At 69.7% G+C, this 23,082-nt stretch carries 14 protein-coding genes, 1 tRNA gene and 1 pseudogene; 4 read left to right on the forward strand and 12 right to left on the reverse strand.

Features of this window, described 5'->3' with window-relative positions; genetic code table 11:
- Nucleotides 1-163: 163 nt before the first annotated feature.
- Entirely contained in the window at nucleotides 164-1,966 is a 1,803-nt protein-coding gene (locus D187_RS48480; RefSeq protein ID WP_020918785.1) for a M4 family metallopeptidase, read from the reverse strand.
- Nucleotides 1,967-2,422: 456 nt separating this feature from the next.
- Here D187_RS48480 and D187_RS48485 point away from each other — a divergent pair, with 456 nt between their 5' ends.
- Nucleotides 2,423-2,875 (forward strand): hypothetical protein, encoded by a 453-nt coding sequence (locus tag D187_RS48485; RefSeq protein ID WP_002632551.1) that lies wholly within the window; start codon nucleotides 2,423-2,425, stop codon nucleotides 2,873-2,875.
- 25 nt (nucleotides 2,876-2,900) lie between these two features.
- Here D187_RS48485 and D187_RS48490 read toward each other — a convergent pair whose 3' ends face one another.
- The 3 genes from D187_RS48490 to D187_RS48500 all read right to left on the reverse strand — a co-directional run bounded on the left by D187_RS48490 (nucleotide 2,901) and on the right by D187_RS48500 (nucleotide 9,673).
- Entirely contained in the window at nucleotides 2,901-5,111 is a 2,211-nt protein-coding gene (locus D187_RS48490) for an RCC1-like domain-containing protein (protein ID WP_245592023.1), read from the reverse strand.
- A 131-nt stretch (nucleotides 5,112-5,242) separates the two neighbouring features.
- Complete coding sequence (locus D187_RS48495) at nucleotides 5,243-7,303, reverse strand: RCC1 domain-containing protein (RefSeq protein WP_245592024.1); 2,061 nt, start codon at nucleotides 7,301-7,303, stop codon at nucleotides 5,243-5,245.
- A gap of 138 nt (nucleotides 7,304-7,441) precedes the next feature.
- The gene (locus D187_RS48500; protein ID WP_002627718.1) at nucleotides 7,442-9,673 is read right to left on the reverse strand and encodes an RCC1 domain-containing protein; all 2,232 of its coding nucleotides are present in this window, start codon (nucleotides 9,671-9,673) and stop codon (nucleotides 7,442-7,444) included.
- 575 nt (nucleotides 9,674-10,248) lie between these two features.
- Here D187_RS48500 and D187_RS48505 point away from each other — a divergent pair.
- Nucleotides 10,249-11,383, forward strand: a pseudogene (locus D187_RS48505) (hypothetical protein); the annotation flags it as partial.
- 3 nt (nucleotides 11,384-11,386) lie between these two features.
- Here D187_RS48505 and D187_RS48510 read toward each other — a convergent pair.
- The 5 genes from D187_RS48510 to D187_RS56915 all read right to left on the reverse strand — a co-directional run bounded on the left by D187_RS48510 (nucleotide 11,387) and on the right by D187_RS56915 (nucleotide 17,517).
- Nucleotides 11,387-12,649: a Gfo/Idh/MocA family protein gene (locus D187_RS48510; protein WP_002627725.1), complete on the reverse strand. Its 1,263-nt coding sequence runs from the start codon at nucleotides 12,647-12,649 to the stop codon at nucleotides 11,387-11,389.
- A 152-nt stretch (nucleotides 12,650-12,801) separates the two neighbouring features.
- The gene (locus D187_RS48515) at nucleotides 12,802-13,398 is read right to left on the reverse strand and encodes a thioredoxin family protein (protein WP_002627727.1); all 597 of its coding nucleotides are present in this window, start codon (nucleotides 13,396-13,398) and stop codon (nucleotides 12,802-12,804) included.
- A 47-nt stretch (nucleotides 13,399-13,445) separates the two neighbouring features.
- On the reverse strand, nucleotides 13,446-15,698 hold the full coding sequence (locus D187_RS48520; RefSeq protein WP_002627729.1) for a protein-disulfide reductase DsbD family protein: 2,253 nt from the start codon (nucleotides 15,696-15,698) through the stop codon (nucleotides 13,446-13,448).
- A gap of 111 nt (nucleotides 15,699-15,809) precedes the next feature.
- Nucleotides 15,810-17,048 (reverse strand): vWA domain-containing protein, encoded by a 1,239-nt coding sequence (locus tag D187_RS48525; protein WP_043435750.1) that lies wholly within the window; start codon nucleotides 17,046-17,048, stop codon nucleotides 15,810-15,812.
- 307 nt (nucleotides 17,049-17,355) lie between these two features.
- On the reverse strand, nucleotides 17,356-17,517 hold the full coding sequence (locus tag D187_RS56915) for a hypothetical protein (RefSeq protein WP_002627733.1): 162 nt from the start codon (nucleotides 17,515-17,517) through the stop codon (nucleotides 17,356-17,358).
- A gap of 415 nt (nucleotides 17,518-17,932) precedes the next feature.
- Here D187_RS56915 and D187_RS48530 point away from each other — a divergent pair, with 415 nt between their 5' ends.
- Nucleotides 17,933-20,137, forward strand: a complete 2,205-nt coding sequence (locus D187_RS48530; RefSeq protein ID WP_002627735.1) for a (Fe-S)-binding protein — start codon at nucleotides 17,933-17,935, stop codon at nucleotides 20,135-20,137.
- A gap of 95 nt (nucleotides 20,138-20,232) precedes the next feature.
- Here D187_RS48530 and D187_RS48535 read toward each other — a convergent pair whose 3' ends face one another.
- The 3 genes from D187_RS48535 to D187_RS48545 form a co-directional block, all read right to left on the reverse strand.
- A complete protein-coding gene (locus tag D187_RS48535; RefSeq protein WP_002627736.1) occupies nucleotides 20,233-21,213 on the reverse strand; it encodes a TolB family protein in 981 nt (326 codons plus the stop codon).
- Nucleotides 21,214-21,346: 133 nt separating this feature from the next.
- On the reverse strand, nucleotides 21,347-21,874 hold the full coding sequence (locus D187_RS48540; protein WP_043435817.1) for a non-proteolytic archaemetzincin-like protein: 528 nt from the start codon (nucleotides 21,872-21,874) through the stop codon (nucleotides 21,347-21,349).
- Between the two features lie 74 nt (nucleotides 21,875-21,948).
- Nucleotides 21,949-22,019, reverse strand: a tRNA-Gln gene (locus tag D187_RS48545).
- Between the two features lie 159 nt (nucleotides 22,020-22,178).
- Here D187_RS48545 and truB point away from each other — a divergent pair.
- Nucleotides 22,179-23,078, forward strand: a complete 900-nt coding sequence (gene truB, locus D187_RS48550; RefSeq protein WP_002627738.1) for a tRNA pseudouridine(55) synthase TruB — start codon at nucleotides 22,179-22,181, stop codon at nucleotides 23,076-23,078.
- Nucleotides 23,079-23,082: the final 4 nt, after the last annotated feature.

The raw sequence follows: 23,082 nt of genomic DNA on the forward strand, positions 1-23,082 counted from the left end.
GGGAGTTGCGGCTCTGCTCCCACGGCTTGGATCACGGGGCCGCCCCAGTTCCCTGGTGACTGGAGTCACCAGTGGTGACAACGGTCCGCGGAAAACGGCGAGCGCCCGGAACCTCGCGGCTCCAGGCGCTCGTCACGTCCAGGCGAGGGGGAGGCTCAACGCCTCACTTCACGCCCACCGCGGTCCAGGCGTCCTTGACCTTCTGCACCTCCACCGACTTCGCGCCGTACAGGTCCGTGGCCGCCTTGACGGTGGCCTCGCGCGCCTGGGCGAAGGTGGTGTTGGGCGTCATGTACGTGGTGAGCGCCCGGCCGAAGATCTTCTGGCTCTTGTCCATGCCGATGCCCCCGTCCACTCCCAGGCCCGACGTGCGGTTCTTCCCGCCCTCGGTCACCAGGTAGAAGGCGTTGTTGGCGATGCCGCTCGAGCCGTGCACCTCCGTCTGCTTCGGGTAGTTGCTGTAGTGGTCGACCGAGTAGCCGTCCTTCGTCGGCTCGTCCATGTACCGGAGGGCATCCCCCGAGCCGTTGGCCGGCGTCCACGCGTCCTCGCCCACCTTCCAGTCGAACTGCACCGACTTGTTCTTCTGCGCGGCGTACCACTCCACGCCCGAGCCGATGATGTCGCTGAAGGACTCGTTGAGGCCGCCGGACTCGCCGTCGTAGATGAGGCCCGCGGTGCGCTCGGTGAGGCCGTGGGCGATTTCGTGGCCCGCGATGTCCAGCGTGGTGAGCGGACCGGCGTTCTTCCCGTCCCCATCGCCGTAGTTCATCTTCTCGCCGTCCCAGTAGGCGTTGACCATGGCGCTGCCGTCCTGCTCGTTCACGTGCACGTAGGAGACGAGCTTCTCGCCCTTGCCGTCCAGCGAGTCGCGGCCCAGCACGTCCTTGATGAAGTCGTACGTCATCTCCGCGCCGTAGTGCGCGTCCACCGCCGCCTTGGTGCGCGCGTTGTCACCCGCCTCACCCCACACGTCGTTGGCGTCGGTGAAGGGCGTCGTGCCGCTGGCCGTGGACTTGTTCTTCGCGTCGTACGTCACCACGCCCCCGCCCCGGCTCTTGTCCTCCAGCGCGTAGGAGCCATTGGCCTGCTTCGTGGTCGAGAGGTCCACCTTGCCGCTGTAGAGCGTGGTGTCGTCCACCTTGCCCGCGGCCGGGGTGGTCGGCGTGGAGGGAGTGGACGGAGGAGTCGTCTGGGACGGGCCCGCCTTGGCGTGCGGCACCTCGATGCCACCCATCTGGTTGAAGCTCTTGAGCAGCGCACCGGTGTTGGCGTCCACCAGGTAGTTCATGCGGCGAGGCCCCTGAGCGGCCTTGAAGCTCGAGGTGTTGCTGAGCTGCACGTGGTAGGCGGCGTGGTACTGGCCGTCGTTGCCCTTGACGACGACGCGCTCGGAAGTAGGGGCGCGGTCCGTGGAGCCAGCGAACTGCTTCTGGGCGAGGGCGAGCGCGTCCTTGGCCTCGAGCTTCACGGGCGCCGAGCCCAGGCCCTTGGGGATGCTGGAGAGCTGACCGGTGACGTCGGCCACCTTGCCCTCCTTGTCCAGGTGGCTGATGACCTGCTCGGCGAAGACCTTGGTGCCCTCGTGGGTGCGGTCCAGGCGCACGTGCGTCATGCCCAGCTCGTCCTTGAACACCTGACGGGGCGAGACGGAGGCGGCGGCGCCCGGCGAGGCTGCCACGCCGCGCGTGGAGCCCCCGAGGAAGTCGAGCGACTTCTGGATGGCGGCCTTCGCCTCCTGGCTGTCGAGGGACAGGGGGCCGGAGCTGGCGGAGGAGGCCGCGGAGGCGGAGAGGGCCACGGCGGGACGGGCGGCGGTGGCGAAGGTCGAGCCGGACTCGAACCCCTTGGAGGCAGCGGGAGCCTGCTGGCTCTTGGGGGCGGCGATGGGCGCCTGGGTCGCGGCAGCGGGGACGACGGGGGACTGCGGCGCGGCGACCGGGGTCTGCTTGTTGGAGACGATCATGGCAGTGGGGCTTTCTGATCCGGGGTGGGAGGGGCTCACCCCGTGTAGTCGATGTGCGCCACATGGAGCATGATGTGTGCCACGCACCGCGTCAGGGGCTTTGATGATGCAAGCCCTTGATTTGACTCAGAACACCGTGCCGGAGACGTCAGACGACGGGTCACAGCCTGGTAACAGGTGTCACCACGACAAGCGGTGAAGCCCCCTCGGAGAAGGGGGGTGGACGGGCCCTGGTGACAACGTTTCGTCGGATGGTGACACGAGTCATCAGGAGAGGTGATGGGCCCGCCCGCGCCGTCCCGCGGGGGCCCGGTGCACTCCTGAAACGACCTGGGATGTCGGGTGGTGCTCACCCATCCAGGACATCGAGTCGACCTCGCAGGACACGTGGCGCGCATTGACTTGGGAGGTCGAATCTGGCCCCTTGGGCATGGAACGCCAGACGAGGAGAGGCACGTGTCGGACGAGAAGGAATCGCCGGGGGACCGGGTGGGGCCGTACCTGCTGGGGGAGCGGCTCGAGTTGATGGGGAGCGGGGTGGGCCGCCTGTGCCTGGCGCACCATGTCCACACGGGCGCGCGGACCGTGCTGCTCTTCCCCGAGAAGCACCTGGAGGAGCTGCTCCAGGGCTCGTGGGAGGTGAGCCTCTCCGGCGGGAAAGAGTCGTCCTCGGTGAAGATGAAGGTGGAGCGCTCGGCCAGGCCCGTCCCGGCGAAGGAGGTGGCCGATGCGCTGCGGCTCATCCTCCAGGCCATCGCGCGCGTGGAGGACAAGGATCGGCTGTACCAGCACCTCCTCGCGAAGCCGGTGGAGCGACGGGGGCGTTGGGGCTCACGCTCCGGCTGGGTGCGCGCCGCGCTGGTGGCCCTCGCGGTGGTGGCGGTGGGGCTGGGCGTCTGGCTGTTCTAGCCCCAGGTGCCAACCACCGGGCCAATCAATACAGCAAGGAGCGAATGGCGGTGGTGGCGTACAAGGGGGGCCCATTGCCCAGCTGGCCGAAGGAGTTGTAACCCCAGGTCCACACGGTGCCGTCCGAGCGCAGCGCCAGCGAATGGCTGGAGCCCACCTCCACGGCCACCACCCCGCGCAGCTGTTGCACCTGCACCGGCACCAGTTGGTTGGACGACGTGGTGCCATCCCCCAGCTGGCCGTAGAGGTTGAAACCCCAGGCCCACACGGTGCCGTCATAGCGCACCGCCATCGAATAGTCGGAGCTCGCGGCCACGGACCCCCTTCCGCTCAGCCCTGTCACCTGCACCGGCGCCGAGCGCTGGAACCAGGAGCCATCCCCCAACTGGCCAAAAGAGTTGTAGCCCCAGGCCCACACGCTGCCGTCATAGCGCACCGCCAGCGAATGGGAGTCGCCCGCGGCCACGGACACCACTCCGCTCAGCCCTGTCACCTGCACCGGCGCCGAGCGGTTGGTCCAGGAGCCATCCCCCAGCTGGCCGTTGTCATTGCGGCCCAAGGCCCACACGGTGCCGTCGGAACGTACCGCCAGCGAGTGGAGGTTGCCCGCGGCCACGGCCACCACTCCGCTCAATCCTGTCACCTGCACCGGCACCAAGACGAAGAGCGAGGTGAACGTCCCCAGCTGGCCGTAGCCGTTGTAGCCCCAGCCCCACACGGTGCCGTCATTGCGCACCGCCAGCGAGAAGGAGGTGCCCGCGACCACGGCCACCACCCCACTCAGCCCCTGCACCTGCACCGGAACCAGGCGGTCGGTCGTGGTGCCATCCCCCAGCTGGCCGGAAGCGTTGGAGCCCCAGGCCCACACGGTGCCGTCGGAACGTATCGCCAGCGAGGAGGAGGCGCCCGCGGACACGGCCACCACCCCACTCAGCCCCTGCACCTGCACCGGCTCCGAGCGATTGCTCGTGGTGCCCTCCCCCAGCTGACCGGAGGCGTTGGAGCCCCAGGCCCACACGGTGCCGTCCGAGCGCACCGCCAGCGAGTGGGCATAGCCCGCCGCCACGGCCACCCCCCCGCTCAGCCCTCGCGCTTGCACCGGAAAGGCGCGGTTGCTCGTCGTCCCCTCTCCACGCTGGCCGTAGTCGTTGGAGCCCCAGGCCCACACGGTGCCGTCCGAGCGCAGCGCCAGCGAGAGGGAGGAGCCCGCGGCCACGGCCACCACCTCGCTCAGCCCCAGCACCTGCACCGGCGTCGAGCGGCTGGTCACGGTGTCATCCCCCAGTTGGCCGGAAAAGTTGTAGCCCCAGGCCCACACGGTGCCGTCATTGCGCACCGCCAGCGAATAGCCGGAGCCCGCCTCCATGGCCACCACTCCGCTCAGCACCTGCACCGGCACCAGGCGCTTGGTCGTGGTGCCATCCCCCAGCTGACCGGAAGCGTTGGCGCCCCAGGCCCACACGGTGCCGTCCGAGCGCAGCGCCAACGAATGGCTGGAGCCCGCCTCCACGGCCACCACCTCGCTCAACCCCAGCACCGGCACCGGTACCAGGCGGTTGGTCGTGGTGCCCTCCCCCAACTGGCCGGAAGCGTTGGCGCCCCAGGCCCACACGGTGCCGTCCGAGCGCAGCGCCAGCGAATGGCTGGAGCCCGCGGTCACGGCCACCACCTCGCTCAGCCCCTGCACCTGCACCGGCACCAGGCGCCTGGTCGTGGTGCCCTCCCCCAGCTGGCCGTTGGGGTTGTCGCCCCAGGCCCACACGGTGCCGTCATCGCGCACCGCCAGCGAATGGTAGTGGCCCGCATCCACGGACACTCCCCCACTCAGCCCCTGCACCTGCACCGGCTCCGCGCGGGAGCCCAGGGAGCCATTGCCCAGCTGGCCGTAGCCGTTGTAGCCCCAGGCCCACACGGTGCCGTCATTGCGCAACGCCAGCGAATGGATGGAGCCCGCAGCCGCGGCCACCACCTCGCTCAACCCCAGCACCTGCACCGGCGTCGAGCGGTTGTCCCTGGTACCATCCCCCAGCTGACCCGAGCCGTTGTTGCCTGCGGCCCAGACAGTGCCATCCGGGCGCACGGCCAGAGAATGTCCGTCTCCTGCCGACAGACGGGCTCGCGACTGCGCGGCCCGCAACGGAGCGCTCCGCACCGTCTGCGCTGCTGACTCGGCAGTGGGTTGGCCACAACCCAACCCCATCCACACTCCAACCCAGACTCCCAGCAGTCTGGTCATCCATCTTCCTGCATGGCTTTGCATCGCATTGCTCCTGGTGAGTGAATCAACACAGCGGCGAAGTCACACCGCCAACGTCTCGAGCGACGGCCCCAGGTGCCAGGCACCTGGGGCCAAGGCAGGCATTGCCCTCAATACAGCAAGGAGCGAATGACGGTGGCGGTGTTCAAGGGGGGCCCATTGCCCAGCTGGCCGAAGGAGTTGTAACCCCAGGTCCACACGGTGCCGTCCGAGCGCAGCGCCAGCGAATGGCTGGAGCCCGAGGCCACGGCCCCCACCCCGCTCAGTTGTTGCACCCGCACCGGCACCGGCAAGTAGGTCGTGGAGCCATCCCCCAATTGGCCGTAGGCGTTGGAGCCCCAGTCCCACGCGCTGCCGTCCGAGCGCACCGCCAGCGAATGGTAGCCGCCCGCGACCACGGACACCACCTCGCTCAGCCCTGACACCTGCACCGGCACCAGGCGGGTGGTCGTAGTGCCATCGCCCAACTGGCCAGTCGAGTTGTATCCCCAGGCCCACACGGTGCCGTCCGAGCGCACCGCCAGCGAATGGTAGTCGTTCGCGGCCACGGACACCACCCCGCTCAGCACCGGCACCGGCACCAAGCGGTAGGTCGTGGTGCCATCCCCCAGCTGGCCATTGTTATTGCTGCCCACGGCCCACACGGTGCCATCGGAGCCCACCGCCAGCGAGTGGGTGTCGCCCGCGGCCACGGCCACCACTGCGCTCAATCCCTGCACCTGCGCCGGCACCAGCAGGCGCATGGAGCCCTTTCCCAGCTGGTTGCTGTCATTGCGGCCCCAGCCCCACACGGTGCCGTCATTGCGCACTGCCAGCGAGTGGTGATGTCCAGCGGCCACGGCCACCACCCCACTCAGCCCCTGCACCTGCACCGGCACCAGGCGGTCGGTCGTGGTGCCATCCCCCAGCTGGCCGGAAGCGTTGGCGCCCCAGGCCCACACGGTGCCGTCCGAGCGCACCGCCAGCGAATGGGCGGAGCCCGCGGCCACGGCCACCACCCCACTCAGCCCCTGCACCTGCACCGGCTCCGGGCGATTGCTCGTGGTGCCCTCCCCCAGCTGGCCGGAGGCGTTGGAGCCCCAGGCCCACGCGCTGCCGTCCGAGCGTACCGCCAGCGAGTGGTTGTCGCCCGCGGCCACGGCCATCACCCCGCTCAGCCCTTGCGCTTGCACCGGCAAGGCGCGGTTGTTCGTCGTCCCATCTCCACGCTGGCCGGAGGAGTTGGAACCCCAGGCCCACACGGTGCCGTCATAGCGCAGCGCCAGCACATGGGAGGAGCCCGCGGCCACGAACAGCACTCCGCTCAGCCCCAACACCTGCACCGGCGTCGAGCGGCTGATCGTGGTCTCATCCCCCAGTTGGCCGGAAGCGTTGGAGCCCCAGGCCCACACGGTGCCGTCCGAGCGCACCGCCAACGAATGGCTGGAGCCCGCATCCACGGCCACCACCTCGCTCAGTCCCTGCACCTGCACCGGCACCGGCACCGGCGAGTAGGTCGTGGTGCCATCCCCCAACTGGCCGGAAGAGTTGGCGCCCCAGGCCCACACGGTGCCGTCCGAGCGCAGCGCCAGCGAATGGCTGGAGCCCGCGGCCACGGCCACCACTCCGCTCAACCCGGGCACCTGCACGGGCACCAGGCGGTTGGTCGTGGTGCCCTCCCCCAGCTGGCCGGAGGAGTTGGAGCCCCAGGCCCACACGGTGCCGTCGGAGAGCACCGACAGCGAATGGTATTGGCCCGCCTCCACGGCCACCACCCCGCGCAGCCCTGGCACCTGAACCGGCTGCGCGCGGAGGGCCCCGGTGCCCTCCCCCAGCTGGCCGTAGCTGTTGGCGCCCCAGGCCCACGCGGTGCCGTCATTGCGCACCGCCAGCGAATGGAGGAAGCCCGCGGACACGGCCATCACCCCGCTCAACGACCCCAAGCGCACGGGCGTCAAGCGGTTGTACGCGGTAGAATCCCCCAGTTGGGCCGAGGCGTTGCCGCCTACGGCCCAGAGGGTGCCATCTGGGCGCACGGCCAGAGAATGTGAGCCTCCCGCCGCGAGCCGGGCTCGCGACTGCGCGGCCAGCAGCGGAGCGCCCCGCCCCGTCTGCGCTGCCGGCTCGGCCGTGGGCTGACCACAACCCACCCCCATCAGCACTCCAACCCAGACTCCCAGCAGTCTGATCATCCATCGTCCTGCATTGTTTTGCATTGTTTTGCTCCTGGTCAAAGGAGGTCTCTTCACATCCCACCGCGTGAGGTGACGCCAACGCCTCGAGCGACGGCCCCAGGTGCCAGACACCCGGGGCCGAGGCAGGCATTGCCATCAATACAGCAAGGAGCGGATGGCGGTGGTTGCGAACAAGGGGGAGCCATTGCCCAACTGGCCGAAGGAGTTGTAGCCCCAGGCCCACACGGTGCCGTCGGAGCGCACCACCAGCGGATGGAGGGCGCCCGTGGCCATGGCCACCACCCCGCTCAGCCCTGGCACCTGCACCGGCACCGAGCGCCTGGTCGTGGTGCCATCTCCCAACTGGCCATAGGAGTTGTAACCCCAGGTCCATACGGTGCCATCGGAGCGCACCGCCAGCGAATGGGAATTGCCCGCGTCCACGGCCACCACCCCGCTCAGCCCTTGCACCTGCACCGGCACCGAGCGACTGGTCGTGGTGCCATCCCCCAGCTCGCCGAAGGAGTTGGAGCCCCAGGTCCATACGGTGCCGTCCGAGCGCACCACCAGCGAATGGAAGCCGCCCGCGGCCACCGCCACCCCTCCGCTCAACCCCGGCACCCGCCCTGGCACCAGGCGGTTGCTCGTGGTGCCATCCCCCAGCTCGCCGGAAGAGTTGGAACCCCAGGCCCACACGCTCCCGTCCGAGTGCACCGCCAGCGAATGGAAGGAGCCCGCGGCCACCGCCGCCACTCCGCTCAGCCCCTGCACCTGCACCGGCACCAGGCGGTTGCTCGTGGTGCCATCCCCCAACTGGCCGTAGAGGTTGGAGCCCCAGGTCCATACGGTGCCGTCCGAGCGCACCGCCAACGAATGGTTGGAGCCCGCGGCCACGGCCACCACCCCGCTCAGCACCTGCACCGGCACCAGGCGGTTGGTCGTGGTGCCCTCCCCCAGCTGGCCATAGGCGTTGGAGCCCCAGGCCCACACGCTCCCGTCCGAGCGCAGCGCCAGCGAATGGTCGAAGCCCGCGGCCACGGCCACCACCCCGCTCAGCCCCTGCACCTGCACCGGCGAGGTGCTGTTGCGCGTGGTGCCATCCCCCAGCTGACCGGAGTCGTTGGAGCCCCAGGCCCACACGCTCCCGTCCGAGCGCGCCGCCAGCGAATGGTTGAAGCCCGCGGCCACGGCCACCCCTCCACCCAGCCCCTGCACCTGCACCGGCGAGGCTCGGTTGTTGGTCGTCCCCTCTCCACGCTCTCCGGAGAAGTTGGAGCCCCAGGCCCACACGGTGCCGTCGGAGCCCACGGCCAGCGAATGGGAGGAGCCCGCGGTCACGGCCATCCCCCCGCTCAACCCTCGCACCTGCACCGGCACCGAGCGGCTGGTCGAGGAGTCATCCCCCAGTTGGCCGGAAGAGTTGTGGCCCCAGGCCCACACGCTCCCGTCCGAGCGCAGCGCCAGCGAATGGTAGGAGCCCACATCCGAGGCCACCACGCCGCTCAGCCCCTGCACCCGCACCGGCACCAGGCGGTCGCTCTTGGTGCCATCGCCCAGCTGGCCGAAGGAGTTGGCACCCCAGGTCCACACCGTGCCGTCGGAGCGCACCGCCAGCGAATGGGCGGCACCCGCGGCCACGGCCACCACTCCGCTCAGCCCCGGCACCTGCACGGGCACCAGGCGGTTGATCTTCGTGCCATCGCCCAGCTGGCCGGAAGAGTTGGCACCCCAGGCCCACACGCTCCCGTCGGAGAGCACCGCCAGCGAGTGGGAGGAGCCCGCGGCCACGGACACCACCCCGCTCAGCCCTGGCACCTGCACCGGCACCAGGCGGTTGCTCGTGGTGCCATCCCCCAGCTGGCCGGAAAAGTTGGAGCCCCAGGCCCATACGGTCCCGTCCGAGCGCACCGCCAGCGAATAGGAGGAGCCCGCGGCCACGGACACCACCCCGCTCAGCCCTTGTACCCGCACCGGCGTCAGGCGCATGGTCGTGGTGCCATCCCCCAACTGGCCATCGGAGTTGGAGCCCCAGGCCCACACGGTGCCGTCATGACGTACCGCCAGCGAGTGGGAGGAGCCCGCGGCCACGGCCACCACCCCGCTCAGCCCTGGCACCTGCACGGGCGCCGAGTGGTTGGTCGTGGTGCCATCGCCCAACTGGCCCAAGTCGTTGGAGCCTGTTGCCCAGACGGTGCCATCCGGGCGCAGTGCCAGGGAGTAGGAGCTTCCCGCCGCGAGGCGGGCTCGCGACGGTGCGTCCCGCAGAGGAGCGCCCCGTGACGTCTGCTCTGCGGACTCGTCGGTGGGCAGACCGCACCCCACCCCCATCAACACTCCGATCCAGACTCCCAGCAGTCTGCTCATCCATCGTCCTGCATTGCCTTGCATTGCGTTGCTCCTGGTCAGAGAAAGAGGTGGGCATCACAGGCCGTGAGCCTTCGCGGAGTCGCCACGAGTCGTGGCATCACCGACGAGACACCAGAACCCGCGGAGGCGAAGGCATCCTTCACAGAGGGAGAGTGAACCATCACGCCATGTCCGTCAAAGCGCAAACCCGGCCGACGTGTCGCCATACACGTGTCACAACCCTTGTTTGACTTTCACGCGTATTTGCCGCCACGAGTGCATGTCTCGGCCGAAGGCGCCAGTCAGCGGAAGACATGTGACGCCCATGCGCGGAGTTCCGTCTCCTGGGCAGCTTCTGGAGAGATGGCCCGACAGAACACCCACTCGCTCCTTCCCTCCTTCGCCGCGCTCCTGCGCATGGCGGGTTGTGCCACGGGCTCATCACCTGGGAGCCCGCTGTTCCACCCGGAGGCCCTGAGGGAAACAGGTGGTCTCCCTCGGGTTGCCCGTTCCTCCGAGGGAGACATGAGGTGCCCATCCAGCGGATCCGCCTCATCTACGAGGGCGGTGAACTCAAGCCCAAGAACGTGGCCGACCTGGACGCCGCCGTGCGAGAAGAGGAGCGGCGCGACGAGAACAGCATGGGGCTTGGGCTCTACCGTACGAAGTGGCCTGCCTTGGACATGGCCCTGCGGCTCTCGTTTCCACCCCGGCCCCCCCGAATTGAGCATCACGGTCAAGGTGAAGCCTCTCTCCTTCTTCACAGAAGAGGAGCGCTGCCACTCATTCGTGGAAATGGTGCGCACATGGGCCTCTCGCTACCCGGTGACTCACGCCGCGGCCCACAGCGCGGATGACACGGAACTGACGAACGCCCCGAGTTTCGGCCGCGACAAGCAGAGCTGGTACCGGGACGGGTTCGACAAGGTCTACGAGGTGTTCTGGCTCAACGTCTTCGGTCCGAAGCTGGTGGAATCCATCGGCCGCGAGCGCGTGCTGTCCACTCCGGCCTGGCGGGTGGAGGAGTTGCCCAACGGCTGCGTCCTGCTGGTGACTCGGCCCACCGCCTCGGACTTCGCCAGCGACGAGGCGCGTCTCGCCCAGGCTCGCGCCCACGTCCACCTCCGTCCCGACCTGGACTTCGACACCGTGCTGCGCACCCTGCGCGCGCGCAGCGCCACACTCGCCCCCGTCCAGCCCCTCTTCCCCCCGGACGTGGCGCCGCTCCTCTCCCGCGTGGTGGACCACGTCGCCAGTCACCAGCGCCAACGCACAATCGCCGAGCTCAACACCTGGCGGCCCCCCGAACCCGAGGAGTGGCGCCCCTCCAGCTCCGCACTGCCCCCGGATGTGGAGGACCCGGAGCGCGCGTGCGAGCACTATCGCCACCTCGCCGAGCACCTCGTGGCCCTGCTGCACACCGAGGTGCCCTCCGTCTTCGACGCCACGCCCGAGTCCCTCACGGAGGTCGACTTCTACCTCTGGCGCGAGGAGTTCCCGACGAGCCGTCCGCGCGAGGCCATCGACGCTCATGCGGTGCCCGCCCTGGGTGCCTACCTGGGCGAAGTCCTGGTACGCCACCTGGGTGGCCAGTGGCTCCCACGCCAGAAGCTCGAGGAGGCCCAGGTGCGCGTGGGCCCCCGCCTCTGGTTGCCCTTCATCCGGGCACGCCACGCCCTGAGCTCGCGGCAGGCACTGCTCGACGCCTCCCTCACCCAGCTCTACCGGGTGGCCGAGCGGCACCGCGGCTGAAACTCATCCCTCTGCCGAGGGCGCCGGTCCGCGGAAGGCGTCCTGCTTGCCCACGGCCTCCAGCTTCTGCGACTTGCCCTCGCGCGCCGCGCGGTAGAGCGCCTCGATGATGCGCATGTCCTGCAGGCCCTCCTCCCCGGGCGTGTGGGGCTGGCGGTTGTTCTGCACACACTCGGCGAAGTGGTCCATCTCCCGGGCGAACTGGCTGGGCTGGGGCAGGCTGCGCTCCACGGTGTCCGACGCCTTGGGGTCCTCCGGAGACTTGCGGGAAATCCGCATGCGCAGACCGCTGTAGGCGAAGGCGTTGTCCATGTCGACCCACGCCTCCGAGCCCATCAGGCGCATGCGCCGGCTGTCATGGTGGCCGTAGCCCGTGGTGCACTGCGCGAGGAGCCCCGAGGGAAAGCGCAGGGTGAAGAGGAAGTTCTCCTCCACCTCCTTGAAGCGCGCGTCGCCGGGGGTGCTGTACATGGAGCCCCACACCTCCACGGGCTCCTCGCCGCTCAGGTAGCGCGCGGCGCTCAGGCAGTAGATGCCCACGTCCGGCAGCGCGCCGCCGCCCGCCTGGGCCTTCTTGTGCCGCCACTGCGCGTCCGGCGCCTGGTTCTGTCCATTGTCCGCGCTGAAGAGCTTGAGCGCCCCGAGCTTCTTGCTCCGCGCGAGCTGGATGGCGGTCCGGTGGTGCGGCTCGTACTGGAGCCGGTAGGCCACCATGAGCTGCTTCTTCGCCGCGCGGCACGCGTCGATCATCTGCTGGCACTCGGCCACGCTGTTGGCCATGGGCTTCTCGCACAGCACGTGCTTGCCCGCCTTGGCCGCGCGCACCGTGTACTCGGCGTGCATGTTGTTGGGCAGCACGATGTAGACTGCGTGCACCTCCGGGTTGTCCTTGAGCGCGTCGTAGTTCTTGTAGTCGTAGAGGTTCTTCTCGGACACGCCGTACTGGGCCGCCACGGTGCGCGCCTTGTCCTTGTCACCGCTCACCAGCGCCACGAGCCTGGCCTTCTTGCACTCGCCGAAGGCGGGCAACAGCTCCTCGAGCGACAGCCGGCCCAGGCCCACGATGGCGAAGCCCACGCGCTTGTCGGGCGCCTGCGGGGTGGGCAGCGGGGACTCCACCTCGGTGGTGGCCTTCATGGGGGGCAGCTTCACCTCGCCCGCGGCCGCCAGGGCCGTCTCGGGGAGCCAGAGGCTCGCGCCGAGCAGCCCTCCCGTCGTCTCCAACAGCCTGCGTCGGGTCCAGCGCCGGGTCTCGTCGAATGACATGTGCCTGCCTCATGGTGGGGACGCGCGCGGCGCGTCTGGAGTGGCGGCAGAGCACCTGAAACGCACACGCCCCTCCAGCGACAATCGCGGGAGGGGCGCGGGAGCGTGGGCTGAGCGACAAGCCCACGCGTGTCAGTGTCGGACCGTGGGCGTTAGCTCTTGTACTTCACCGAGCAGCCATAGGCCTCGGTGGTGGCCGAGGGCACGGGCTTGCCGGAGAGCAGCGCGTCCACGGCGCCCTTCACGTAGTTGGTGGGAGCGGCGTCCTTCTTGCTGCCGCGCGGGTCGTCGTCGATGGCGCCCTCGTAGCGCAGCACGCCCTGCGCATCGATGACGTACATGTGCGGCGTCGTCTTGGCGGCGTACTGCTTGCCCACCTGGCCGCTGGGGTCCTGGAGCACGGGATAGGTGAAGCCCTTCTCCTTCTTCCAGGCGGCGGACTTGTCGGGGGCGTTGGTCGCGGTGGAGTCCACCGCCAGCCACACCACCTTCTGGGCGTCATAGCCGCCGAACGTCTTCTGCATGGTGTTGGCGGTGTAGTGGCGCTTCACGAAGGGGCAGTCGGGGTTGGTCCACTCGAGGACGACCACCTTGCCCTTGTACTGCGCGAGCGAGTGCTCCTTGCCCGACTCGTCCTTGAGGGTGAAAGCGGGAGCGGGCTTGCCCACCTGGGCCGTCTCCGCGGCGAACGCCACCACGGGGGAGACCAGGGACAGCGAGAGGGCGACAGCGGAGAAGAGATTTTTCATCGGTCAGCGCTCCTTCGGGTTGAGGGGGGACTGCGTGGACAACGCGTTCAGGTGGCATCCGCCACGCGGCCCGAGGCGCGGCGAATGGAGTCGATGAGGGAGTCGGCGGTGAGCAGCTCGCTGAGCACCTCGGGCTTGCCTGGCGCGGAGGGACTCACCAGCAGGTACATGGGGACGCCCGCGCGGCCGAACGCGGCGAGCTTCGCGCTGATGGCCTCGTCACGCCGCGTCCAGTCCGCCACGAAGAAGGCCACGTTGTGCTGGGCGAAGGCGGCGCGCACGTCCTCGCGCTGCAGCACGGTGCGCTCGTTGAACTTGCAGGTGAGGCACCAGTCGGCGGTGAAGTCGATGAAGACGGGCTGGCCGGCCGCGAGCGCCGCGGCCACCGCCTCCTCGCTCCACGCCTGGGCCGAGGCCTCCCTGGGCGCCGAGCCACGCAGCTCCTCGAAGCGCAGGAACCCGGCGCCGCCTCCGACGAGCAGCGCCACCACCGCCACCAGGCCCACCACCTTGCGCCCACCGGTGGAGTCCTGCAGGAGGCCGTAGATCCACGCGCCCAGCGCCACCACGGTGAGGAAGGCGAGCAGCCGCGCCATGCCGTCCACGCCCGCGAGCCCGCCCATCACCCACACGAGCCACACCGTGGTGGCCAGGAGCGCGAAGCCGAGCAGCTTCTTGCCGTGCTCCATCCACGGGCCGGGCTTGGGCAGGCGTTTGGCGAGCCCCGGCACGAGCACCAGCAGGCAGAAGGGGAGCGCGAGGCCCAGTCCCATGAAGAAGAAGGTGGCGAGGACGGTGGCGGGCCCCTGCGCGAGCGCGAAGCCCACCGCGGTGCCGAGCAGCGGCGCCGAGCAGGGCGTGGCGAGCACCACCGCGAGCACGCCCTCGCCCGCGCTGCGCGTCAGGCCGTGGCTCGAGTCCACCTTCTCCACGAGGGCGGTGCCGTCGGTGCCCACGTTGAAGACGCCGAAGAGGTTGAGGCTGAAGGCCACGAGCACCGCGGCCACCGCGGCGACGAAGAGCGGCTCCTGGAACTGGAAGCCCCAGCCCACCCCGTGTCCGGCCGCGCGCAGGCCCAGCACCGCGAGCGCCAGCACCAGCAGCGAGCCCACGATGCCGCCCGTGTACGCGAGCGCGTGCGCGCCCACCCGGCCACGCGACTCGCCCACCGTGCGGGTGAAGCCATAGGCCTTGAGCGCCAGCACCGGGAAGACGCACGGCATGAGGTTGAGCAGCGCGCCGCCGAGGAAGGCGAAGAGGAACACCAGTCCGAGCGACAGGTCCGCGGAGCTGGCGGCGGACGCCGGAGCGGTCGCCGTGGCCACCCCCTTGGGAGCCACCTTGGGAGCCGCCGGGGAAGCCGGGGCCCCGGCCACCACGGGCGCGAGCGGCAGGTCCAACGCCAGCGCGTGCGAGGGCGTGGCGGCGGGCCCCAGGCGCAGCACACCCAGCAGCCGGGGGTGACTCGGGGGCACCTTGAGGGAGGCCTTGCCCTCCACCTTGAAGGTGCCGGGCTGGCCCTTCACCTCGGACAGGGCGAGCTGGGCGATGCCGGGGATGCGATCGGGGACGAAGAAGTCCTTGTCCACCGAGGGCACTGGCGCGCCCTCGGCGCCCTTGAGCGTGAGGGTGCCGGTGAAGGGCTTGCCGGTGGTGAGCGTCTGCGAGTCGAGCGCGAGCGACACCTGGTAGGGGGTGGACTCCGCCGCAACCGGCACGCGCGCGTGCGCCGCGTCGAAGGCCGGCACGTGCTCGGCGTCCTTCACGGTCGCCGGGCCCACGGGCACGTTGCGGGTGAGCATCAGCTGGGCGGGCAGACAGTTGATCTCACACACCAGCACGTCCGCCGCGGCCGACAGCTGCAGGAAGCCCTCGGCCTTGTCCGAAGCCCGGGCCTCGGCGGCCAGCAGCACCTCGCCCTCGTAGCCGTAGGTGGTGATGAAGCCGTCCGCGGTGCGCAGGGTGGAGGGCAGTGGCCACTCCAGGGGACCCACGGTGGTGCCCGGCGTGTCCCAGACGATCTCCGAGGGCAGGCCCGCCTCGCCGGGGTTCTTCCAATAGACGTGCCAGCCCGGGTTCAGCTCGAAGCGCACCCCCACCCGGAAGGAGTCCCCGGGCTTCACCTCGGTGACGTCCGTGAGCAGCGTGGCCTTCACCCGGGGCACGCCCTCGTCCAGGGCGCCCTGGCCCACGGCCGTGGCGGGAGGTGGCGCTCCCCACGCGCTGGAGGCGAGCGACAGCCCTCCCAGACAGAAGACAAGTGCTCCCCAGCTTGAACGTCCTACCCGTGGCCGCGTCATGTGCCTCCCGTTAACCCACCGGCCTGCCCTCCGCCATCCTTCCCTTCGGCGAAGTGGCGCCCATCAACTCTTCGAGCGGACGGGCATTCCCGGTGGCGGTGGGCAGGCCCCTCAGCGTCCCGCCTTGCTGGGGGCGGGAAGGTGCTGCACGATACTCAATCCCGTGCGCGCGTCCTCGGCCCGGGCGCGGCGCACGAGCAACGCTGGCAGCTCGGCGCCCTTGCGCTCCACCGCCCGCCGCAGGTCCACCAGCCGCTCCTCGTGCCGCCTGGGGGGCACCTCGTCCACGCCCAGCTCGAAGAGTTCACGCAGGGCGGATTCGGCCGTCACCAGGGCCTGCTCGGCGGCGGGGGGATTGCGCCGCAAGAGCGCCTTCCACGAGGCGGACTCGGCCGCCACCAGGTCCAGTTCCACGCCCACCGCGCGGATGAGCCGGCCCTCGGGGCTGTCCGGCAGGGCGCGCTGCACGGGCACGGTGACGCGGCGCGTGTCCCCGTTCTCCATCCACGTGGTCGTCACGCCGAGCGACCAGTCGGCCGACTCCAGTCGTCCGGTGAACAGGGCCCGGCGCGCGAAGGCATGCGACAGCGAGCCCAGCCCCACGCTCAGCGCATCCACTTCCGAGCGCGCCGGGTAGCGGTGGCGGCAGAGCAGCTCGGAGAAGCCCGTGGGGCGCACGAAGATGCGGCCATAGGTGCCCACCTCGCCGAAGAGCTCGGCCACCAGGGCCGCGGTGGCCAGGGGCAGCCCCTCCGCGTCGTCCACGTGGGTGAAGCCCGTGCCCGAGGGGCCGGTGAGCGCCTCCAGGATTTCCGGCAGGTAGTGCCGCCCGAGTCCCAGCGCGTGCAGGGAGATGCCGGACTCGGCCACCGTGGCGCCCAGCGTGCGGAACTCGGCGAGGGCGCGCGGGCCCACCGAGGGCTCTCCATCGGTGAGCACCAGCATCTTCGGCCGCGCGCCCGGGACGAACAGCCGGCGGATGGCGGCGGCGCCGGAGTCCACCGCCTCGTGCAGCGCGGTGCCCTGCCCCGTCTTGAGCGCCGACAGGCGCTCGACGAGCTGGGCGCGCGCCTCCGAGTCCATGATGCGCAGGGGCGCGAGCTGCTCGGGCACGCCATCGAAGGCGAGCAGGCCCAGGTAGTCCTTGGGACCGGCGCGCTCGACGAGCAGCAGCGCGGCCTCCACCGCGGCGGCCATGGGCGCGCCCCGCATGGAAGCACTCCGGTCGAGCACCAGGTTCACCGCCACGGGAGCGCGGGGAGCATCCGCCTCGGCCTCCACGGTCACGAGCAGGTGAACGTCCCGACCCTTCCCCCCGTCGCGCTCGACCGCCCAGGCCGTCAGCTTCATCGCGTCTTCCTCCGTACGCGGCACCCCCGGGCGCCTCGCGGGCCACCGCCCTCAGAGCCTCCCAGTATCACCTACCTCACCCCGCATGGGGAAACCGTCCGGGAGTCGCGCCGGGCCCTCACCGCGCGAGGAGAACGAAGACTTTCGGGAGAGGCCAGAGAAGCGGCGGGGGCTTCATGCGGCTCCAGAAGTCATGGGCCTGGAACCCTCACGGCCCACCCGGGCCACTTCGTCTGACCGGAGCCGGACCAGGGTCCGACCGGATGCAACCGCCCCCACGTCAGCGCGCGACGTGGGGGGCGCGGCACTACTCGGCGTCGTAGCCGCCGTAGCTCTCGTCGGCACCCCACAGGTGGCCCGACGGTCCCACCTGGACCCGGCCCGTGGGATCCAGTTCCTCTTCTCCGCCTCCCAGCGTCACGTACTCCAGGCCCTCGTCGTCCAGGTACGTCCGATCGTCGTGCACCATGGCTCCTCCTCGGGGTGTCCGCCCGGCTCCACCGGTCATCCAGGGCCCACTCCATGTGGAGCCCCTTCCCAGCCATTGACCGATTTACTTACCAGGGTGGACATTACGCTCCGCGTTGTAAAGCCCTTGGGCACGCAATCAATCAGGGGAAATCCTGGCAACGAACAGAGAGAGCGCTTTTCTGGGCGCTCGGGGAACAAGGAGGCGACCCGTGGGGAGGGGGGACGTTGGGCGTCCAACGCTCCGGAATCAGAGTGATGGGAGAAGCGCCCCGGGAGTGAAATCACCACGGCCCCGTCCCGGACAGGTGCTTGATTCGGGAATCAACCTTGTTAGGGTGGGTTTTTCCCATGGTGCCGCAACGCGGCATCCGGACCTCCTTCCCGAGCGAATCCACGAGGTTCACCGAACCGCCATGAGTCCCATCATCACAGGCCTGCTGCTCACCGTCGGAGTCTCCGTCTTCGTCATGACCATGGCCGGGCGCATTGGCGCCCTGCTGGCGATGAAGCCGGAGAACCGGTTGGATCGCCTTCCCCAGCGCGCGATCGCGCTCCTGAAATTCGGCCTCGGACAGAAGCGCATGGTGGACCCGGAGGAGCGCACCGCGGGTCTCATGCACGTGTTCATCTTCGCGGCGTTCATGGTGCTGGCGCTGCGCACCATCATGATGTTCGTGATGGGCTTCTCCGAGACGGCGCTCGAGGTGCTCACGAACCTGCAAGCGCCCTTCTGGGCCGAGCAGCCGGGCCTCTTGCTCGTCTACAAGCTCTACCTGCTCACCAAGGACGGGGTGGCGGCGCTGGCGCTGCTCGGCTCGGCCTACTTCGTGTGGCTGCGCGGCAGCGTGAAGCCGGACCGGCTCAGCCCCTCGTGGGAGGCGTTCCTCATCCTCGGCTTCATCTCCGGCCTGATGGTGACGGAGTTCCTCTTCGGTGGCAGCCACATGGTGCCGCGCGAGCAGACGATGCCGCTGGCCACGGGCAACTTCGTGTGGTGGGAGCCCGTCACGAGCGTGTTCGGCATGGTGATGCGCCCCATGGGCTACCCGGTGGCCCACGTGCTGGGTGTGGCGGGCTTCTGGATCCACCTGGCCATCATCCTCGCGTTCCTCAACTTCCTGCCCGTGGGCAAGCACTTCCACGTCATCACCGGCCTGCCCAACGTCTTCTTCCAGCGCCTGGCGCCCAAGGATGATCCGCGCACCACCCAGAGCGCCAAGCTCACCACGCCCAACCTGGAGAAGGAGGAGTTCGGCGCCGCGACGATCAAGGACCTCACGTGGAAGCAGGGCTTGGATCTGTACTCGTGCACCGAGTGCGGCCGCTGCCAGACGCACTGCCCCACGTACATCACCGGCAAGCCCCTCACGCACAAGGGCGTGAACCAGGACCTGAAGCACTGGGTGTGGGACCACCAGATGTGGGTGGAGGAGGGCCGGGGCCCGTCGGGCACCACCGAGCCGCTGCCGGAGATGATCGGCAGCGCGCTGAAGGCGGAGACGGTGTGGGCGTGCACGAGCTGCGGCTGGTGCGAGACGGCGTGCCCGGTGTTCATCGAGAACGTGCCGCGGCTCATCGACATGCGCCGCTACCAGGTGCAGGTGAAGGCGGAGTTCCCGCCGGAAATCCAGCGCGTGTTCGAGGGCATGGAGCGCCAGGGCAACCCCTGGGGCCTGGGCCAGGACCGGCGCGACGAGTGGGCGGAGGACCTCGCCCTGCCCACGTGGGGTGATGGCGGCGGCCCCTACGAGTACCTCTTCTTCGTGGGGTGCGCGGGCAGCTACGACGACAAGCAGAAGAAGGTGAGCCGGGCGCTGGTGAAGATCCTGCGCGAGGCGGGGGTGAGCTTCGCCACGCTGAGCAAGCAGGAGATGTGCAACGGGGACTCGGCGCGCCGCATGGGCAACGAGTACCTGTACCAGACGCTGGCCAAGACGAACGTGGAGACGTGGAACGCCATGGGCGTCAAGGCGGTCATCACCCAGTGCCCGCACTGCTTCAACACCATCAAGAACGAGTACCCGGAGTTCGGCGGCGAGTACCAGGTCATCAACCACACGCAGCTCATCAACCAGCTGCTCAAGGAGAAGCGCATCAAGCTCTCCCAGGTGATGAACCAGAAGCTCACCTACCACGACCCCTGCTACCTGGGCCGGCACAACGGCGTGTACGACGCGCCGCGCGAGGTGCTCAACGCCATTCCGGGCCTGGAGGTGGTGGAGATGCAGCGCAGCAAGCGCGAGGGCTTCTGCTGCGGCGCGGGTGGCGGGCGCATGTGGATGGAGGAGCACATCGGCACGCGCATCAACCACAACCGCGTCAACGAGGTGGCCCTCACGCTCAAGCACGCCGAGGACCCGAGCACCCCGTACCCGGACGCCACGGACAAGAAGAAGCCGGGCATGGTGGGCGACTACAAGGAGCCGGGTGGCAAGGGCGTGGTGGCGGTGGCCTGCCCCTTCTGCTCGACGATGCTCAACGACGCGGTGAACGACACGGGCCGCGAGCAGAACATCAAGGTGAAGGACATCACCGAGCTGGTCGCCGACGCCATGGAGGTCCGCAAGGGCGCGGGCACCGTGGCCCCGGGCAGCGCGGTGAGCGCCAAGCCGGAGTGAAGCGAGGGGCCGGGCCACTCGGCCCGGCCGACCCGTGAGAGAAGGCCCGGGAGACCCGAAGTCGTGGGTCCCCGGGCCTTCGTGTGTCCGGGGGACTACGTGCCGCCGTAGGAGGGCTCGAGCGCGCCCGGCACCAGGAGGGTGCCCGCGCCGGTGGTGGCGGTGCTGATGCGGTAGATGTTGTCGTTGCCGCCCGAGTTGGACAGGAACGTCACCTCGGTGTTGCCGCGCCAGCTCGGCCAGGTGTCCATCACGAAGCTCTCCCCGGTGTGCCGGGTGAGCTGCGTCACGCTGGAGAGGTTCTGGCTGCCCAGCTGGCCCACGAAGATCTGCGAGCCGTTGTTCGTCTGCCCATCGAAGGCCACGCGCGTGCCATCCGGGGACACCACGGCGCGCGACACCACCGACACCGCGCCCGTGTTCCCCAGGCTGCTGGTGATGACGTTGGAGGCGCCCGTCGTCACGTTCACGTTGAGCAGCGTGTTCAACTGGCCGGCGCCGTAACCCGCCGCCATGAGCACGCTGCTTCCATTCGGGTAGAAGGACGCCGCGCCGTAGCTGGCGTAGTTGCCCGTCACGAGGATCCGGAAGCCCGTGCCGTCGATGTTCACCCGCGCCAGCGCGGGGGTGTTGTTACTCGTCAGGGTGAAGACGATCGTCTCCCCGGTGGGGCTGATCGTGGGGTAGCGGAAGTTGGAGCACCTCGGGCAAGAGGTGCTCGTGCTGGAGACGACCGTGGAGGCCCGGCCCGTGCCCGTGGTGGGCACCGTGCGAATCTCCCAGCCCGAGTTCGAGCGGTACACGAACGCCACGAGCAGGCCGCTGCGCGACACGGTGGGCTCGTACGCCCCGCCCTCGGTGGTCAGCCGCAGCGGCAGGTTGGCGTTGCCGTCCTCATCCACCGCGTACACGTTGCGGCCATCCGTGCCGTTGCGCACGAAGACGAAGCCACTGCTGAAGGCTCCGCCGCCGCCACCACCACCACCGCCGTCACCCCAATCGATATCCAGCGGCTCGCACGCCGCCGCCAGCCCGGCCACCGCGGCCAGTCCAAGAATCCGTACCAACGCCTTCATTCGCCATGCTCCCGTGTCGTCCGGCCCGAGGCGCGGCGCTCCACGGGATGCCCGGGAACGCTCGCGCGCGCGAGGGACGCCCCCCGCGCGCCGCGCATTCAATCACGGACGACCCGGACGGGCGCGACGCGGGTCAGCGGGAGAGCTTATTGAACTCGTTGCGGCAGTTGTTGCAGGGCGACATGTGCTTGCGGTCGCAGTCCTGGGGCGTCTGGGCGAAGAACATCACGCACCGCGCGTCCTCGCAGTAGGACAGGCCCAACAGGTGCCCCGCCAGGTGGATGGCCTCCACCTGCACGCGGCGCTTGAGCTGCTCGCCCTCCACGCCCTGGCGCAGCCGCGACACGCTCAACACCGCGCTCTTGGATTCCCGGTCCGCCTCCCCCAGCACGAAGGGCGAGTCCGGTACGAACAGGTCCACGTCCGTCACGCCCATCACCATGGCGTGGCCCGGCTCCATCAACGTCACCAGCCGCCGCATGATGGCGTTGCAGTGGTACTGCGCCCGGTCCTTGTTGAAGGCGTAGGTGGGCGTGGACAGGGCCGTCTTGCCCACGACGACCCGCAGACCCAGTTGCAGCGCGAGGGGCTCCTCCAAGTCCCGCAGGAGTACCGGTGGCGGATTGCCCACTGGCACCAGCAGGAGGGCCTTCTGCGGCATCGCCATCTGCTCACCGTCCTTGAGGCTCAGGGGAGCGCGGCGCGCTGCGCCACCCGGATTGGGAACAAGGGTGACTGGGGCGCAAGGATTCGAACCTTGATAATCAGATTCAAAGTCTGACGTCCTGCCATTAGACGACGCCCCAGCAAGATCGCATCACTACAGCTCGCCATCGGATTGTAGGCCATCCAGTCCCATCCGGAAACAATTCTCTCGCGGGGTTGACTGAATGACAGCGGGGGGGCCGGACGGGTAGGAGGTTGGCACCCCGCCCCTTACGTCCCTCCGAGGAGCCCCCCACCCCATGAAGCCCGGCATCTATCTGGCCCATAAACCGGTGGGCGTCACCAGTTTTTCCCTCGTGCGGGCCTTCATGGAGGAGGTGGAGGCCGCGGGCCTCACGCGCAAACAGCTCCCCGTGTGCCACGGGGGCACGTTGGACCCGTTCGCCGAGGGGCTCCTGCTGCTGCTCGCCGGCCCCGCCACCCACCTCATGGACGGACTGCACGCCCTGCCCAAGACGTACGAGGCCGAAGTCGTCTGGGGCGTGGAGACGGACACCGGGGACGGGCTCGGCCAGCCCACCCCGCTCGGCTCCACCGCCCACCTCACCCCCGCCACCCTGGACGCCGCGCTCGCTCCCTTCCTCGGGTGGACCGACCAGGTGCCGCCCGCCACCAGCGCCAAGAAGGTGGACGGCGAGCCCGCCTACAAGAAGGCCCACCGGGGCGAGGCCGTGGAGCTCCCCCCCTCGCGCGTCTACCTGCACGAGGCGCGCTGGCTCGCGCATGAGCTGCCCCACCGCAGCCACCTGCGCATCACCTGCCGCGGGGGCTACTACGTGCGGGCGCTGGCGCGCGACCTCGGCCGGGCGCTCGGGTGTGGCGCGCACCTGTCCCGGCTGCGCCGTACCGCCATCGGCCCTTGGGAGGATCCCGGCCCGAACGGCCGCGTCGCCCTGCACGGCCCGGCGCTCCTGCCCTGGTACCCCTCCCGCGCCATCGCCGGCGACGAAATCAACGCCCTCAAGCACGGGCGCACCCTCCCCCGGGGCGAGCTCCGGCCTCCCGAGTGGTCCCTCCCCCCGGGATTCCCGCCCCCCGAGCCGCTCGTGCGGGCCCTGCAACGCGGGCGCTTCGTCGCGCTGCTGCGCGAGCAGGACGGCGCCCTCCAGGTGCACACCCACCTGTGGGCCGGACTCTAGACGC

Origin of the sequence: Cystobacter fuscus DSM 2262 (assembly GCF_000335475.2) — a bacterium.
GTDB classification, from domain to species: Bacteria; Myxococcota; Myxococcia; order Myxococcales; family Myxococcaceae; genus Cystobacter; species Cystobacter fuscus.

What these genes read in the sequence shown, in the direction of transcription:
- D187_RS48530 (WP_002627735.1), top strand. Translation starts at nt 17,933, where the DNA reads ATGAGTCCCATCATCACAGGCCTGCTGCTCACCGTCGGAGTCTCCGTC.
- D187_RS48535 (WP_002627736.1), bottom strand. Translation starts at nt 21,213, where the DNA reads ATGAAGGCGTTGGTACGGATTCTTGGACTGGCCGCGGTGGCCGGGCTG.
- D187_RS48500 (WP_002627718.1), bottom strand. Translation starts at nt 9,673, where the DNA reads ATGCAAGGCAATGCAGGACGATGGATGAGCAGACTGCTGGGAGTCTGG.
- D187_RS48480 (WP_020918785.1), bottom strand. Translation starts at nt 1,966, where the DNA reads ATGATCGTCTCCAACAAGCAGACCCCGGTCGCCGCGCCGCAGTCCCCC.
- D187_RS48510 (WP_002627725.1), bottom strand. Translation starts at nt 12,649, where the DNA reads ATGTCATTCGACGAGACCCGGCGCTGGACCCGACGCAGGCTGTTGGAG.
- D187_RS48520 (WP_002627729.1), bottom strand. Translation starts at nt 15,698, where the DNA reads ATGACGCGGCCACGGGTAGGACGTTCAAGCTGGGGAGCACTTGTCTTC.
- D187_RS48490 (WP_245592023.1), bottom strand. Translation starts at nt 5,111, where the DNA reads ATGACCAGACTGCTGGGAGTCTGGGTTGGAGTGTGGATGGGGTTGGGT.
- D187_RS48495 (WP_245592024.1), bottom strand. Translation starts at nt 7,303, where the DNA reads ATGATCAGACTGCTGGGAGTCTGGGTTGGAGTGCTGATGGGGGTGGGT.
- D187_RS48540 (WP_043435817.1), bottom strand. Translation starts at nt 21,874, where the DNA reads ATGCCGCAGAAGGCCCTCCTGCTGGTGCCAGTGGGCAATCCGCCACCG.
- truB (WP_002627738.1), top strand. Translation starts at nt 22,179, where the DNA reads ATGAAGCCCGGCATCTATCTGGCCCATAAACCGGTGGGCGTCACCAGT.
- D187_RS48525 (WP_043435750.1), bottom strand. Translation starts at nt 17,048, where the DNA reads ATGAAGCTGACGGCCTGGGCGGTCGAGCGCGACGGGGGGAAGGGTCGG.
- D187_RS56915 (WP_002627733.1), bottom strand. Translation starts at nt 17,517, where the DNA reads ATGGTGCACGACGATCGGACGTACCTGGACGACGAGGGCCTGGAGTAC.
- D187_RS48515 (WP_002627727.1), bottom strand. Translation starts at nt 13,398, where the DNA reads ATGAAAAATCTCTTCTCCGCTGTCGCCCTCTCGCTGTCCCTGGTCTCC.